General features: G+C 60.9%; 13 protein-coding genes. 2 read left to right on the top strand and 11 right to left on the bottom strand.

Annotation, left to right across the window (positions count from 1 at the left end):
* Window positions 1–24: 24 nt before the first annotated feature.
* Window positions 25–2,106, bottom strand: a complete 2,082-nt coding sequence (locus ATI14_RS27405) for a carboxy terminal-processing peptidase (protein WP_177007159.1) — start codon at window positions 2,104–2,106, stop codon at window positions 25–27.
* A 138-nt stretch (window positions 2,107–2,244) separates the two neighbouring features.
* Here ATI14_RS27405 and ATI14_RS27400 point away from each other — a divergent pair, with 138 nt between their 5' ends.
* Window positions 2,245–3,207, top strand: a complete 963-nt coding sequence (locus ATI14_RS27400) for a zinc-binding dehydrogenase (RefSeq protein WP_016968972.1) — start codon at window positions 2,245–2,247, stop codon at window positions 3,205–3,207.
* 128 nt (window positions 3,208–3,335) lie between these two features.
* Here ATI14_RS27400 and ATI14_RS27395 read toward each other — a convergent pair whose 3' ends face one another.
* From ATI14_RS27395 to ATI14_RS27370, 6 genes are all read right to left on the bottom strand, one after another.
* The gene (locus tag ATI14_RS27395) at window positions 3,336–3,989 is read right to left on the bottom strand and encodes an HAD family hydrolase (protein ID WP_016968973.1); all 654 of its coding nucleotides are present in this window, start codon (window positions 3,987–3,989) and stop codon (window positions 3,336–3,338) included.
* 29 nt (window positions 3,990–4,018) lie between these two features.
* Window positions 4,019–5,008: an ABC transporter ATP-binding protein gene (locus ATI14_RS27390; RefSeq protein WP_016968974.1), complete on the bottom strand. Its 990-nt coding sequence runs from the start codon at window positions 5,006–5,008 to the stop codon at window positions 4,019–4,021.
* Window positions 5,005–5,805: an ABC transporter permease gene (locus ATI14_RS27385; protein WP_016968975.1), complete on the bottom strand. Its 801-nt coding sequence runs from the start codon at window positions 5,803–5,805 to the stop codon at window positions 5,005–5,007. The genes ATI14_RS27390 and ATI14_RS27385 overlap by 4 nt, the downstream gene beginning before the upstream one ends.
* Window positions 5,792–6,655 (bottom strand): ABC transporter permease, encoded by an 864-nt coding sequence (locus ATI14_RS27380; RefSeq protein ID WP_218166704.1) that lies wholly within the window; start codon window positions 6,653–6,655, stop codon window positions 5,792–5,794. The genes ATI14_RS27385 and ATI14_RS27380 overlap by 14 nt, the downstream gene beginning before the upstream one ends.
* Complete coding sequence (locus tag ATI14_RS27375; RefSeq protein ID WP_016968977.1) at window positions 6,634–7,440, bottom strand: alkaline phosphatase family protein; 807 nt, start codon at window positions 7,438–7,440, stop codon at window positions 6,634–6,636. Before ATI14_RS27375 ends, ATI14_RS27380 begins: the two co-directional genes overlap by 22 nt.
* Window positions 7,441–7,640: 200 nt before the next feature.
* Entirely contained in the window at window positions 7,641–8,708 is a 1,068-nt protein-coding gene (locus ATI14_RS27370) for an ABC transporter substrate-binding protein (RefSeq protein WP_016968978.1), read from the bottom strand.
* Between the two features lie 350 nt (window positions 8,709–9,058).
* On the opposite strand from ATI14_RS27370, the gene ATI14_RS27365 reads away from it, so the two are divergent.
* Window positions 9,059–9,772 carry a UTRA domain-containing protein gene (locus ATI14_RS27365; RefSeq protein WP_016968979.1) on the top strand — a complete coding sequence of 238 codons (714 nt, stop codon included), beginning with the start codon at window positions 9,059–9,061 and terminating at the stop codon, window positions 9,770–9,772.
* A 147-nt stretch (window positions 9,773–9,919) separates the two neighbouring features.
* Here the strand turns inward: ATI14_RS27365 and ATI14_RS27360 are convergent, their stop codons facing one another.
* The 4 genes from ATI14_RS27360 to ATI14_RS27345 are packed head-to-tail and all read right to left on the bottom strand — an operon-like array spanning window position 9,920 to window position 13,432.
* Entirely contained in the window at window positions 9,920–10,873 is a 954-nt protein-coding gene (locus ATI14_RS27360) for a metal ABC transporter substrate-binding protein (protein WP_016968980.1), read from the bottom strand.
* The gene (locus tag ATI14_RS27355; protein ID WP_016968981.1) at window positions 10,873–11,772 is read right to left on the bottom strand and encodes a metal ABC transporter permease; all 900 of its coding nucleotides are present in this window, start codon (window positions 11,770–11,772) and stop codon (window positions 10,873–10,875) included. Before ATI14_RS27355 ends, ATI14_RS27360 begins: the two co-directional genes overlap by 1 nt.
* Complete coding sequence (locus tag ATI14_RS27350) at window positions 11,769–12,515, bottom strand: metal ABC transporter ATP-binding protein (RefSeq protein ID WP_016968982.1); 747 nt, start codon at window positions 12,513–12,515, stop codon at window positions 11,769–11,771. The genes ATI14_RS27355 and ATI14_RS27350 overlap by 4 nt, the downstream gene beginning before the upstream one ends.
* Window positions 12,512–13,432 (bottom strand): metal ABC transporter substrate-binding protein, encoded by a 921-nt coding sequence (locus ATI14_RS27345; protein WP_016968983.1) that lies wholly within the window; start codon window positions 13,430–13,432, stop codon window positions 12,512–12,514. Before ATI14_RS27345 ends, ATI14_RS27350 begins: the two co-directional genes overlap by 4 nt.
* Window position 13,433 lies beyond the last annotated feature (1 nt).

Here is a 13,433-nt window from a genome sequence, read left to right as displayed (position 1 = left end):
GCGCTCACATTAAATTGCCATCATTTACTGCTTGGCCACCTGCTTGCTGATTTTCAGGTAGTCCAGCAGGATCCGGCCTGTCTCGGCCAGGTAGGCGTCGTCTTCCGGCTTGGTTTTTTCAGCTTCGGCCGGCAGTGCATCCTCATCTTCTTTCTTCAGCTCTTTGAGCGGATCTTCACCCTTGGCCTTGCGGCGGGTGTTCTCCAGCACCAGTTGCTGATTTTCGATGGAGGTGTGCTGTGCGCGACGGTCCGCTTCATTGAGGCTGACGGTTTTCTCTTCCATCAGCTTCTTGGCCAGGGCCAGTTTGTCGCGGATAAACACAAACTCGGCATCCTTGGCGGAGCGAGTGTCGTGGTCAGCCTTCAACTGCGCAATGAACGGTTTGAACGGGTCCGACGCCGGCTTGATCGCCGGGCGGATGGTGTCCCACGGCATGGCTTCCGGCAGGGCGCTCTCGCCGATTTCCTTGGTGTCGATGATCGACGGGAAATCGATATCCGGCAGTACGCCCTGATGCTGTGTGCTCTGCCCGGAAACCCGGTAGAACTTGGCTAGGGTCAACTTCAGCTCGCCATGGTTCAGCGGCTGAATGGTCTGCACGGTGCCTTTGCCGAAGGTCTGGCCGCCAATGATCAGCGCGCGGTGGTAGTCCTGCATGGCGCCGGCGAAAATCTCCGAAGCCGAAGCCGAGAGACGGTTCACCAGCAGCGCCATCGGGCCTTTGTAGAAGGCGCCCGGGTTCTCGTCTTCCAGCACGTCCACACGGCCATCAGCGTTGCGCACCAACACGGTCGGGCCCTTGTCGATGAACAGGCTGGTCAGCTCGGTGGCTTCCTGCAGGGAACCGCCGCCGTTGTTGCGCAGGTCGATGACCACGCCGTCAACCTTGTCTTTTTGCAGCTCGGTCAGGATTTTCTTCACGTCGCGGGTGGTGGACTTGTAATCCGGGTCACCGGCGCGGAACGCTTTGAAGTCCAGGTAGAAGGCCGGGATCTCAATCACGCCCAGCTTGTAATCCTTGCCATCCTGCTTGAGGTTGAGGATTTTCTTCTGCACGGCCTGGTCTTCGAGCTTCACCGCTTCACGGGTGATCGACACGATCTTGCTGGTCTGGTCGTTCGGCGCATTGGTGTGCGGAATCACTTCCAGGCGCACCACGCTGCCTTTCGGCCCGCGGATCAGCTTGACCACTTCGTCCAGACGCCAGCCGACCACATCAACCATTTCCTTATCGGCCTGGGCTACGCCGATGATCTTGTCCGCCGGGGCAACCTGCTTGGTCTTGTCGGCCGGACCTGCCGGCACCAGACGCACGATCTTGACCTGGTCATTGTCGCTTTGCAGGACGGCACCGATGCCTTCCAGCGACAGGCTCATGTTGATATCGAAGTTTTCCGCGTTATCCGGCGACAGATAGTTTGTGTGCGGGTCGTAGGACATCGCGAAGGTGTTGATGTACGCCTGGAAGATATCTTCGGCACGGGTCTGGTCCAGGCGTGCCAGCTGATTCTTGTAGCGTTTGGTCAGCAGTTCCTGAATGGCCTTCGGCTCTTTGCCGGCGATCTTCAGGCGCAGCACCTCGTCCTTGACGCGTTTGCGCCACAGGTCGTCGAGCGCGGCGGTGCTGGTCAGCCAAGGGGCGTCCTTGCGGTCCACCAGAAGGGTTTCCTTCTGGGTGAAGTCGAGCTTGTCGACGCCTTTGTCCAGCTCGGCCAGCGCGAAGTCCAGGCGCGCTTTCACGCGGTCCAGGTAGCGCTTGTAGATGGTGAAGCCGGGTTGCAGGTCGCCGCTTTTGAGGAAGTCGTCGAACTGCGTCTTCCACTTGTCGAACTCGGCGATGTCGCTGGCCAGGAAGTAGCTGCGCGACGGGTCCAGCAGCTTGAGGTAGCTGTCATAGATGATTACCGAGCGAGCATCGTCCAGGGGCGGCTTGCTGTAGTGATGGCGCTTGAGCAACTCGACGACGTTAAGGCTGGCAATCACCTCATCGCGATCAGGCTGAAGGTTGTCCCAGCTGTTGGCTGCGAACGTATTGGTCGACATCGACGCGAAGCCGAGACCAATGAAAAGAGCGAGGGCGGTGCTTGGGAACAAATGCTTCATGCTGATTCGACGCGGGGGCAATTGATAACGCATATTAGGCCGTCTTTGAGGGAGCCGGTTCCATATGGTCCGGTCGCATAATGCAAAAAGCCCGGCGCTACAGCTACGGGCTCAGTCCAGACTCACTATGGAGGCACTGTGAAAGCATTGCAAGGCGTTGACGGTCACGTGGAGTGGTTGGATGAAACCCGTCCTGTGTGCGATGTAGGCCAGGTTCGCATCCAAGTGGCGGCTGCGGGCCTCAATCGCGCGGATTTATTGCAGCGTTCGGGGCTCTATCCGCCACCGCCGGGTGCCAGCCAAGTGCTGGGGCTTGAATGCGCTGGCGTGATCAGTGAAGTCGGTGCGGGTTCGTCCTGGCAGGTGGGGGATCGGGTTTGCGCGTTGCTGGCCGGTGGCGGCATGGCCGAGGAAGTGGTGGTGGACGCGCGCCACGTGCTGCCGGTGCCGGAAGGCCTGTCGCTGGTCGAAGCGGCGGCACTGCCCGAGGTGTACAGCACTGCCTGGCTGAACCTCTTCCAGCTGGCCGGCCTCAAGGCGGGAGAGAAGGTCTTGCTGCACGCGGGCGCCAGTGGCGTGGGCTCGGCGGCGATCCAGTTGTGCAAGGCGTTCGGCAGCCCATGCTGGGTCAGTGTCGGCTCGGCGGAGCGGCTCGCGTACTGCGAAGCGCTTGGCGCACAAGGCGGCGTGGTACGCACCGACGGGCTCGACGGACTGCGGGATTTCGGGCCGTTTGATGTGATTCTTGACCCTGTAGGCGGCAACTACGCCGCGCTGGACCTCAAGCTATTGGCCCTTGACGGGCGCTGGGTGCTGATCGGTTTGATGGGCGGGCGCGATGCGCAACTGGATCTTGCCCAGGTGCTCGGCAAGCGGATTCAGTTGCTTGGTTCGACCTTGCGCAGCCGTAGCGATCAGTTCAAGGCGGACCTGTTCACTGATTTGAGCCAGCACGTATGGCCGCTGTTTGTGGAAGGACGCCTGAGCCCGCAACTGGCCAAAACCTACCCGATCAAGGACGCCGAGACGGCGTTTGCCGAGCTGGCGGGTAATCAAATTTCCGGAAAGCTGGTGTTGGTCATCGACGAAAGCCTGGTCTGATCTCAACTTGAAATCCAGTCAATGTGGGAGCTGGCTTGCCTGCGATAGCGGTGTATCAGTGAAGAATGTTTCATCTGAAACGCCGCCATCGCAGGCAAGCCAGCTCCCACATTTTGATCTCTGTTGAATCAGGTCCAGTGGTGAATCGGCCAACCGGCCTGTTCAGCATGCTCGCGCAACACCGGGTCCGGGTTCACCACCTGCGGGTACTCCACCTTGCTCAGCAACGGCAGGTCATTGCGCGAATCCGAATAGAAATACGCGCCGTCCAGCGTTTCGCCTTCCTGCTCCAGCCATTCCAGCAAACGCGTGATCTTGCCCTCGCGATACGTCAGCACGCCCACGGTATGCCCGCTGTACACGCCATGGCTGACATCCAGATCGATCCCCAGCACTTCATCAATACCAATGCGCGCGGCAATCGGCGTGACCAAGTATGTGCCCGAGGCAGAAATCACCAGAATCCGGTCGCCATTCGCGCGGTGGCGGGCGATGGTTTTCGTGGCGTCGCTGTAGATCAGCGGCTCGATCACGTCCTCAACCCAGGGTTCTACCAAATGCTCGATTTCCTCCGGCGTGCGGCCGATCATCGGCTCCAGGCTGAAGTCCATGAAGTCTTCCATGGCCAGCTTGCCCTGGCTGTAAGCGGCCATGAGCTCGTCGTTCTTGCGCATGAACGACTCCGGGTCGACCCAGCCCAGGCGGCCCATCTGCTCGCTCCACAGGGTGGCGCAGTCGCCGTGGATCAAGGTGTCGTCCAGATCAAAAATTACCAATGCCATCGGTCATGCTCTCTCAGTAAAACGTCGCGTCAGGCTACTTCACACAGGGCGCTCGGGTCGATGGAAAGTGCCAGGCGTTGCCCGTCCGGATGCAGGTCGTCGGCCGAGCGGTTGAGCACATCCACCACCAGTTCCACGCCGCGCGCTTCGATGCGATAGCGAATCACGTTGCCCAGCAGGCTGTGGCTGCGCACCCGTGCGTCCAGTTCGCCGCTGCGGCTCAGTTCGATGGCTTCCGGGCGAATCGCGATGCGAGTGTTGATCGGGCGTTGCAGCAGTTGGCTGGCCTTGTCGGCGTCCAGCAGGTTGTAGTTGCCGATAAAGCCTGCGGCGAACACATCCACGGGCGCGGTGTAGAGGGTTTCGGCGTCACCGCTCTGCACGATCTTGCCCTGGTTCATCAGGAAGATGCGGTCCGACATGGTCAGGGCTTCTTCCTGGTCATGGGTCACGAAAATCGTGGTCAGGCCCAGCTCGCGCTGGATCTGGCGGATCTGTTCGCGCAGGTGTTTGCGAATCCGCGCATCGAGTGCCGACAGGGGTTCATCGAGCAGCAACAGGCGCGGGCGGGTCACCAGGGACCGGGCCAGCGCCACACGCTGGCACTGGCCACCGGACATCTGGTGCGGATAGCGCCCGGCTAGGTCCTTGAGCTCCACCAGCTGCAGCACTTCCTGCACGCGCTTGTGGCTGTCGTCGGCGTTGACCTTTTGCATGCGCAGGCCGAAGGCGACGTTCTGCTCCACGGTCATGTTGGGGAACAGTGCATAGCTCTGGAACACCATGCCGATGTTTCGTTTCTGCGGGCTCAGCGGGACGATGTCCTGCCCATCCAGCAGGATTTTCCCGCTGTCCACCGGGGTCAGGCCGGCAATGCAGCGCAGCAGGGTCGACTTGCCGCAACCGGACGGGCCAAGCAGGGTGACGAATTCGCCCTTGGCGATTTCGCAGTTGATGTCACTGAACACCGGGGTGCCGGCGTAGCCTTTTTGCAGGTGTTGGACGCTGACGAAGCTCATTGGCTTTTGTCCTTGTTCAAGATATTGGCGGCCCAGGTCAGCACCAGCACAAAGAAGAAATAGGAAATGACGACGGCACTGGTGAAGTGGCCGCTGCTGTTGCGCATGTTGTTGAGGTACACCTGCAGGGTTTCGTAGCGAGTGCCCACCAGAATGTTGGCGAATACGAACTCGCCGAACAGGAAGGAGAACGACAGCAGCAGCGCGACCATCAGGCCTTTGCGCAGGTTGGGCAGCACCACCAGAATCGCGGCTTGCCAGGTGCTGGCACCCAGCAGCTGCGAGGCGTCCATCAGGTCCCGCAGGTTGATGGCTTGCAGGTTGTTGGTGATCGCGCGGTACATGAACGGCAACGCCACGGTGAAGTAGCAACCGATCAGAATCCACGGTGTGCCCACCATCGCCAGCGGCCCGGAACCGTAGAGTTGCAACAGGCCCACCGACGACACCACCGGCGGCACCGCGAAGGGCAGCAGGATCAAAATGTTCATCAGCGCATCAAGCTTGGGAAAGTGGTAATGCACCACGAACAGCAGCGGCAGAATCAGCACCACCGAGAGAATAAGTGCGCCCACGCATACCAGCAGCGACTGGCCGAACGCCGCCAGAAAGCGCGGGTCGCTCCACAGTTGCACATACCATTTCACGGTAAAGCCGGCCGGTAGCACGGTGGCCGACCAACTGCTGGCAATGGAGTAGACAAAGGTGCCCACCAGCGGCAACACCAGAATGGCAAACAACAGATACACCACGACCCGATGGTAGAGGGACGCCGGGCCGGCTTCAGCGCGAGACATGGTAGCTCCTCTTGAGCAGCAGTTGATGGACCACGGTGACCACGGTCATGAGCGCCACCAGCACCACGGCCAGGGCACTCGCCATGTTCGGGTCCAGGGAGATGTCGCCGGACACCATCGCCGCGATACGGATCGGCAGCACGTTGAAGTTGCCGGTGGTCAACGCGTATACCGTGGCGTAGGCGCCAAGAGCGTTGGCCAGCAGGATCACGAAGGTGCCGAGCAGGGCAGGGGTGAGCACCGGCAGCCCGATATGCCGCCAGAACTGCCAGCCACTGGCGCCGAGCAGTGACGCGGACTCACGCCAGTCTTCGCGCAGCGCGTCGAAGGCCGGGTAAAGCAGCAGCACGCCCAATGGAATCTGGAAGTAGGTGTAGAGAATGATCAGGCCGGTCTTGGAGTACAGGTTGAAGTCCTGAATGATCCCGGCCTGCTTGAGCATGATCGTGATGCTGCCGTTGAAACCCAGCAGAATGATGAAGGCGAAGGCCAGGGGCACGCCGGCAAAGTTGCTGGTCATGTTGGCAAACGCTGTCACGAAGTTGCGCAACGGGCCATCCACGCGGCGCAGCGAGTAGCTGCCCAGCACCGAGATGATGATTCCGAACACGCTGGAGTAGAAGCTGATCTCAAGGCTGTATTGAATGGCCTGCAGGTAGAACTTCGAACTGAAGATTTTGGTGAAGTTGGCCACGCCCCAGCCGGACTCTTCCGACTGCAGACTGTTGATCAGCACCCACACCAGCGGGGCGATTTCAAACACGATAAAGAACAGCGCGAAGGGCACCAGGCACAGGATCGCCAGCCATTTGCCACGGGTTATGGAATTCACTTCAACAGCTCCCGGCATACAGGTTTGTCGTGGGGCACGCCGAGCAGTTCGCAGACGGTGCCGCACAGTTCGGTTTGCGCAGGTTTGGCGGCAGGGTCGAAGCTGAAAGCCGAGCCCAGCACGAACAGCGGTACTTCGCGTTCTTCCGGCAACAGGCCGTTGTGGGACCGATCGTTATTCATGCCGTGGTCGGCGGTCACCAGCACCTGGTAGCCGGCGTCGAGCCAGCCTTGCAGGTAGTCGGCGAGAATGATGTCGGCCGAGCGCGCGCTGTTGCGGTACTGCGGGGTATCGAGGCCATGTTTGTGGCCGGCGTCATCAATGTTCATCGGGTGCACCACCAGCACATTCGGCGCATGTTTACGGCGCAGGCTTTCGGCGTCGGCGAACAGGTGCGAGTCCGGGTAGTGGTCATTCCAGTAGAAATGCCCGTGCTGGATCGGCAGCGCCTTGTCGTCGGTATGACGATCGCGCGCGGCGATAAAGGGCGTGCGGTTATACAACTCGCTGACCCAGTGATAGGCCGCCGCCGCAGTAGTGAGACCGGCGTCGGTGGCGTAATGGAAAATGCTGCGCCCGTTGGACAGGCGCGAGACATTGTTGTGGACGATGCCACTGTCGATCGGTGGCACGCCGGTCAGGATGCATTCGTACAACGGCCGCGACAGGGCCGGCAGTTCACAGTCCAGTTTGTAAAGCGCTGCGCGTCCTGCGCCGATGTAGGCCTGGAGATGCCCCATGGCATGTCGGGCAACCTCGTAATTCAGGCCGTCGAGCACCACAAGGATGACGTTGTGCTTCATGGGGGCTGGGGCTCCGCGACGGGTGGTTTGAATCAAATTCTCTGGCGCGACGGCGTCAAAATGTGGGAGCTGGCTTGCCTGCGATAGCATCACCTCGGCTTACATGAAACACCGGGTTGTCTGCATCGCGGGCAAGCCCGGCTCCCACACAAGCCCGCTCCGACACTGACCGCGTACCACTTAAACAGGCGTGTCAGGCCTTACTGCATATTGATGATGACCTCTTCCTGCCACTTCTGCGGCAGGGCCTTGGAGGTCTTCTCCCAAGCCTCGGCATCCTTGATCGGCGTGACCTTTTTGTATTGCTCGTTCGGCAGCAGCTTGGCCTGTACGTCAGCCGGCAGGGTCAGGTGCTCGGCACGAATCGGACGGGCGTTGCCGCGCGCCAGGTTGGTCTGGCCGGCATCGCTGAAGATGTATTCGCGCGTCAGCTTGGCCGCGTTCGGGTGCTTGGCGTATTTGTTGATGATGGTGGTGTAGCCGGAAATCACCGAGCCGTCCGACGGGATCAGCACCACGTAGTCATCCGGGTTGGCCATCTTGGCTTTGTAGCTCAGGCCGTTGAAGTCCCAGACCACGCCCACTTCCACTTCGCCTTTTTCCATGGTGGCGATGGTCGGGTTGGCCAGCGACAGACGACCTTGCTTGGCAATGTCGGCAAACATCAGCAGCGCGGGCTGAATGTTTTTCTCGTCACCGCCGTTGGCCAGTGCGGCAGCCAGTACGCCGTTGGCGGCCTGGGCGGCGGTGCTTACGTCACCAATGGACACCTTGTATTTGCCGGTTTTCAGGTCAGCCCAGCTTTTTGGCGCTTCGGAGCCATGCAGCAGTTTTTTGTTGACGATAAAAGCGATGGTGCCGGTGTAGGCCAGGGCCCAGTTACCGTCTTTGTCTTTCGCCCAGTCCGGAACCTGGTCCCAGGTGGTTGGCTTGTAGGGTTGGGTCACGCCCTGTTTTACCGCAATCGGGCCGAAGGCCGCGCCGACGTCACCAATATCCGCGCTGGCGTTGTCTTTTTCAGCGGCGAACTTGGCGATTTCCTGTGCCGAGCTCATGTCGGTGTCGATGTGCTTGAGGCCGTAGGTCTTGGCCAGGTCATCCCAGGTGCCTTTCCAGTTGGCCCAGTCATCGGGCATGCCGACGCTGTTGACGGCGCCTTCCGCTTTCGCGGCGGCTTCCAAGGTTTTCAAATCGGTATCAGCGGCCATGGCGGCGGTGCACATGGCAATGGTCGAGCCTAACAGTGATGCCAGGAAAAGCTGTTTCATCCGAAGCTCCTTTGGGCGTTTTCAACGCGGCTTTTTTTAAAAAGTTACGGTGGTGTTGGTCTAGGTCAGCAATACCTGAGCCAATCTAGGCGTGCTGGATGACAGTTTCATGTCGATGTCGTTTTTAAACCGGTTTTGTCGCTTGGCACAGACTCAGCGTAGACCATGCCCAAGTGCCCGCAGCCTCTGGACTTGGCCGATGTATTGCAGGGTGTAGTGAGCGGGATGGAGAGGGACTGTCATCTGTCGGTCATCTGTAATGCCTAGGCTGGCACGCAGTAGCAGACGCCCAAATAGCGCGCGGTTTGTGCACCGAAGCGGTGCTGGTCTAGTCCAGATAGGTAACGTTGATGAGTGATGAGGCAATCAAGGCGGTGACATCCATTGGTCTGGCGCTGCAAGAGCAGATCGACCATGGCCTGTTGCCGCCTGCGAGCAAATTGCCCGCCGAGCGCAAGCTCAGCGAGTTGTTTGGTACCACTCGCATTACTGTGCGGGAAGCCTTGTTACAGCTGGAAGCCCAGGGCCAGATTTATCGCGAAGAGCGCCGCGGCTGGTTTGTTTCGCCACCGCGGCTCGCCTACAACCTGATGCAGCGCAGCCACTTTCACGCGATGGTGGGTGAACAGGGGCGGGTGGCTTCCACTGAGGTTATCTCGGCCCGGCTGCAACCGGCGTCGGCGGCGGTGTGTGCGTGGTTGCAGTTGCCGGCATTGTCCAGTGTGATCCAGATTTGCCGGGGGCGGCGCATTGACGGGCGCCTGGTGCTGTATGTGGAGCACTACCTGAACCCGCAGTATTTTCCGGGGATCCTGGAATGCGACCTGAACCAGTCGATGACTGAGCTGTACGCCCGCAAATACGACCTGCATTACGGGCGTGTGCGCTTTGAAATCGTGCCGACGTCGTTGCCGGTGGAAGCAGCGGGCGCGTTGCGCGTATCGGTGGGCAGCCCGGGCTTGCGGATTGCGCGGGTCAATTATGACCAGCACCAGCGGTTGATCGATTGCGACCTGGAGTTCTGGCGGCATGATGCGATTCATGTCGGGGTGGATGTGCTTTGATCGGCGGGTCTGGACTGATTGAGCTGAGGTCACTCACTCCAACTGTGGGAGCTGGCTTGCCTGCGATTTGGGCGCCTGGGTACATCTGACGAACCGAGGTGATGCTATCGCAGGCAAGCCAGCTCCCACATTTGCACAGTGTAACGCCTACAGGGTGAGCGCCTTGATCACCTGATCCACATTGGTTTCCAGCTCTGAAACCGGGTCGGCAGTGTCGACATTCAATACCAGCAATTGCGCACCCCCTGCCGTCACCGCGGCTTTTATCGCGTCGCTGGGCTGGCGATGGTGCAGCACCACAGCCACGTCACTTTCCTTCAATTGGGCGGTGAGTTTCTGCAAGGCCTCGGGCGACCAGTCGGCGTCAGGCCTTGTGTCTGTGCTGACCACTTCAAGGTTCAAACTGCTGACCAAGTAGGCAAAGTGATCGCTCAGGCTGACCACACTCAGATTGTCGGCCTTGGCCAGCCACGCTTCGCTGTCGGCGGTGAGCTTGAGCAGGCGCTGCTTGAGGGCGGCGAGGTTGGCGTCGATCTTCGGTTTGGCATTCGGTGCCAGGCGGCTGAGGTCGGCAGCCATTACGTCGGCCATGCGCCCCAGGTTGTTGCTTGATTGCCAGGGTTGGCTGTTCAAACCGTCGTTGCTGCCGGGCTGTACGGCGATGCCTGGCAAGCCGCCATCCACCGGGCGCGCGGCGTCGACTTCGACAATACGGATGTTGCTGCGCCGCGCCACTGGGTAGAGCGGATCATCTGCCCACAGCGAGCGCAGGCCGATGGCTGCGTCGGCGTCCTGGGCCAGGGTGTTCAAGGCCTGCGCGCCACGGCCGGTGAAGTAGGACACCTGGCGCGAACCTGGCAGGTTGGCCGGTGCGGCGCGCTCCAGTTGCACGTCGGTGCCCTTGAGCAGTACTTCCGCCAGGCCGTAGGTGACCGGCAACGAAGCCAGCACCTTGACCGGCTTGGCCCCCTTGGTCAGCGCCGCGTGGCCAAGGCCTTGGTTGACTTTGAAATCCTTGGGCTCGAAACCGTCTACGGCCAGCGCGCATGGGCTGATTAAACAGGCAATGGTCAGAGCCAGTGGGCGAAAGACAGGGCGCATTATCCAAGATTCCCTTTGAGGCTGGGCACGGTGCCGCGCGCGATGGCGGCGCAGGCGAAGGCAATACCGGCCATTAGAATGATCGCCGCACCGGAAGGGATGGGCAGGTCGAAGATGATCGGCAGCAAGATGCCGCACAGGGTGCTGACGGTGGCGATGACCACGGATACCCAGAAAAACCCCTTGAGCGACTGGCTCAGCAAGCGCGCCGCCGCGGCCGGGATCACCAGCAATGCGCCGACCAGAATCGCACCGATCACCTTGACCGCCGCCACGGTGATCAGCGTCACCAGAATCACGAACAGGTAATCCAGGGTCTTCACCGCCACGCCGCGCACTGCCGCCAGTTGCGGGTTGAAACTGGCGAGCATGATGCGGTTGTACAGCGGCAGCGCCAGGGCCATGACCAGCGAACCGACAATCGCCAGCACCAGCAGGTCATTGCCATTGACCGTCAGCACCGAGCCGAACAGTACGTTTTCCAGAATGTGCACGTTAATCTTGCCCGCCAGTATCAGCAGCAAACTCGCACCCAATGCCAGGGACACCGACAGGAACACGCCGATCAAGGTGTCCGGCGCGAGCCCGGTGCGGTTACGCAGGTAGTTGAGCAGGATGCCGAACAGCAGGCAGTAGCCGAACAAGGCGCCGTACGGCCCGGTGTAGGGCTCACCGAGCAGGATGCCCACGGCCACGCCGGTCAGTGCGGCATGGCCGACCGCTTCGGAGAAAAACGCAAAGCGCTTGACCACCACCAACGTGCCCAGCCCGCCCAGTACCGGGCCGATCAGCAGCCCGGCCAGCAAGGCGTTGACCACAAACCCATAGGCCAGCGCTTCCGGCAGGTACCCGGAGGAGGCCCAGCCCTGGACCATCAAACGAAACGCTTCGTAACTCATTGCGCCGGGCTCCGAGGGTGGGTGGAGAACAGGGTCAGCAGGCGATCCGGGGTCAGCGCCTCTTTTGGCGTGGCGTCGAACAGCACGCGGCGGTTCAGGCCGGTGACGCGATCGGCCAGGCGGCCCACGGCTTCAAGGTCGTGCTCGATCCACAGCACGGTGATTCCGGCCAGACGCCAGTCATTCAACAACCGCTCGAAGACCTGGATGCCGGCCTCGTCGAGGGCCGACATCGGCTCATCCAGCACCAGCAATTGCGGCGCCGGAATCAGGCCCTGGGCGAGCAGCACGCGCTGACGCTCACCACCGGAGAGCGCACCCATGCGCCGTTTGCGTTTGTGCTGCATGCCCACCCGTTCCAGCGCTTCGCCAATTGCGCCGGCGTAATGTCTGGACACGCCGAGAAACGCCGGGCGTCGCTGGCACATGGCGGCCATGAAATCGTCCACGGTCATGGGCAAACCGCGGTCGAACTCCAGTGCCTGAGGCACATAACCAACGATGCCCACCGAGTCGGGCCAGTGCAGGCGCAATTGCCCCTGATGCGGCGTTTGCCCCAGCAGCGTCTTGATCAGCGAGCTTTTTCCGCCGCCGTTCGGCCCCACCAGCGCATGGATACTGCCCGGCTGTACCTGGAAGCTCACGCTATCGAGAATTACCGTGCGGCCCAGGGTCAGCGATACCTGGTCGAAGTCGATAGTCGGGCCAATGCTGGCGATGCTCAGTTGCTCCGCTGCCGTCATGCGCCCGACTCCTGAATCGCCCGTACCACGGTGTTGAGGTTGCCGGTCATTTCCACTTCGTATTTTTCAGGGGTGTATTCGCCGTAGGAAATGTGCGACAGCGGGTACAACTTGACCCCGGATTCACGCTGGATGGTCTCCACATAGGTGGACGGGAAATCCATCTCCGAGAAGATCACTTTCACGTCAAGGGCACGCAGTTCATCGATGGTCTTTTTCAGCTGGCTCGGGCTCGGCTCGATACCGTGCGCGGGCTCGACCACCGCCGTCACTTCCAGGCCAAACTCACGCAGCAGGTAATCATAGGCCGCGTGCACGGTGGCCACGCGCAGGTCCGGGTTGGGTGCGCTGGTCAGCTTGGCCAGGGCGTCGGCGCGCATCTGGCGCAGGCGTTTGCCATAAGCGCGGGCGTTCTGGGTGTAGGTCTTGGCGTTGTCCGGGTCGAGCTTTCCCAGTTCGCGGGCGATGTTGTTGACCTGGGCGATCGAGGCGCTGATCGACAGAAAGGTGTGCGGGTTGACCACCTTGCCCGCACCGCGTGCGGCGTTGCCGGTGGCGGCCAGCAGCGGCACGTTGGCGTTGGCCTCGATCACCGGGATGTCCGGGCGCTCACTGGTGGCGATCATGCGGTCGGCGAAGTCGTCATGGCCGACGCCGTTGAGCACGATCACGTCCAGCGTGCCGATACGCTTGATGTCCTCGGCGCGCGGTTCGTAGGCATGAGGGTTGAAGCCGGCTGGGATCAACGGCACGACGTCAGCCTTATCGCCGACGATATTGGCGACGTAGCTGTAGTAAGGATGCAGGGTGATGCCGATGCGCAAGCGTTTTGCCGCCTCGGCATTCGCCAGCGGCGCGAGCATCAGGCTGAACAGGCTGACCAGTAAAAGGCGTAACAAGGGTGATGAAGTAGACATG

The organism is Pseudomonas tolaasii NCPPB 2192, from assembly GCF_002813445.1.
In the GTDB taxonomy this organism is placed as follows: domain Bacteria; phylum Pseudomonadota; class Gammaproteobacteria; order Pseudomonadales; family Pseudomonadaceae; genus Aquipseudomonas; species Aquipseudomonas tolaasii.
This window is presented reverse-complemented; position numbering and strand designations above follow the sequence as displayed.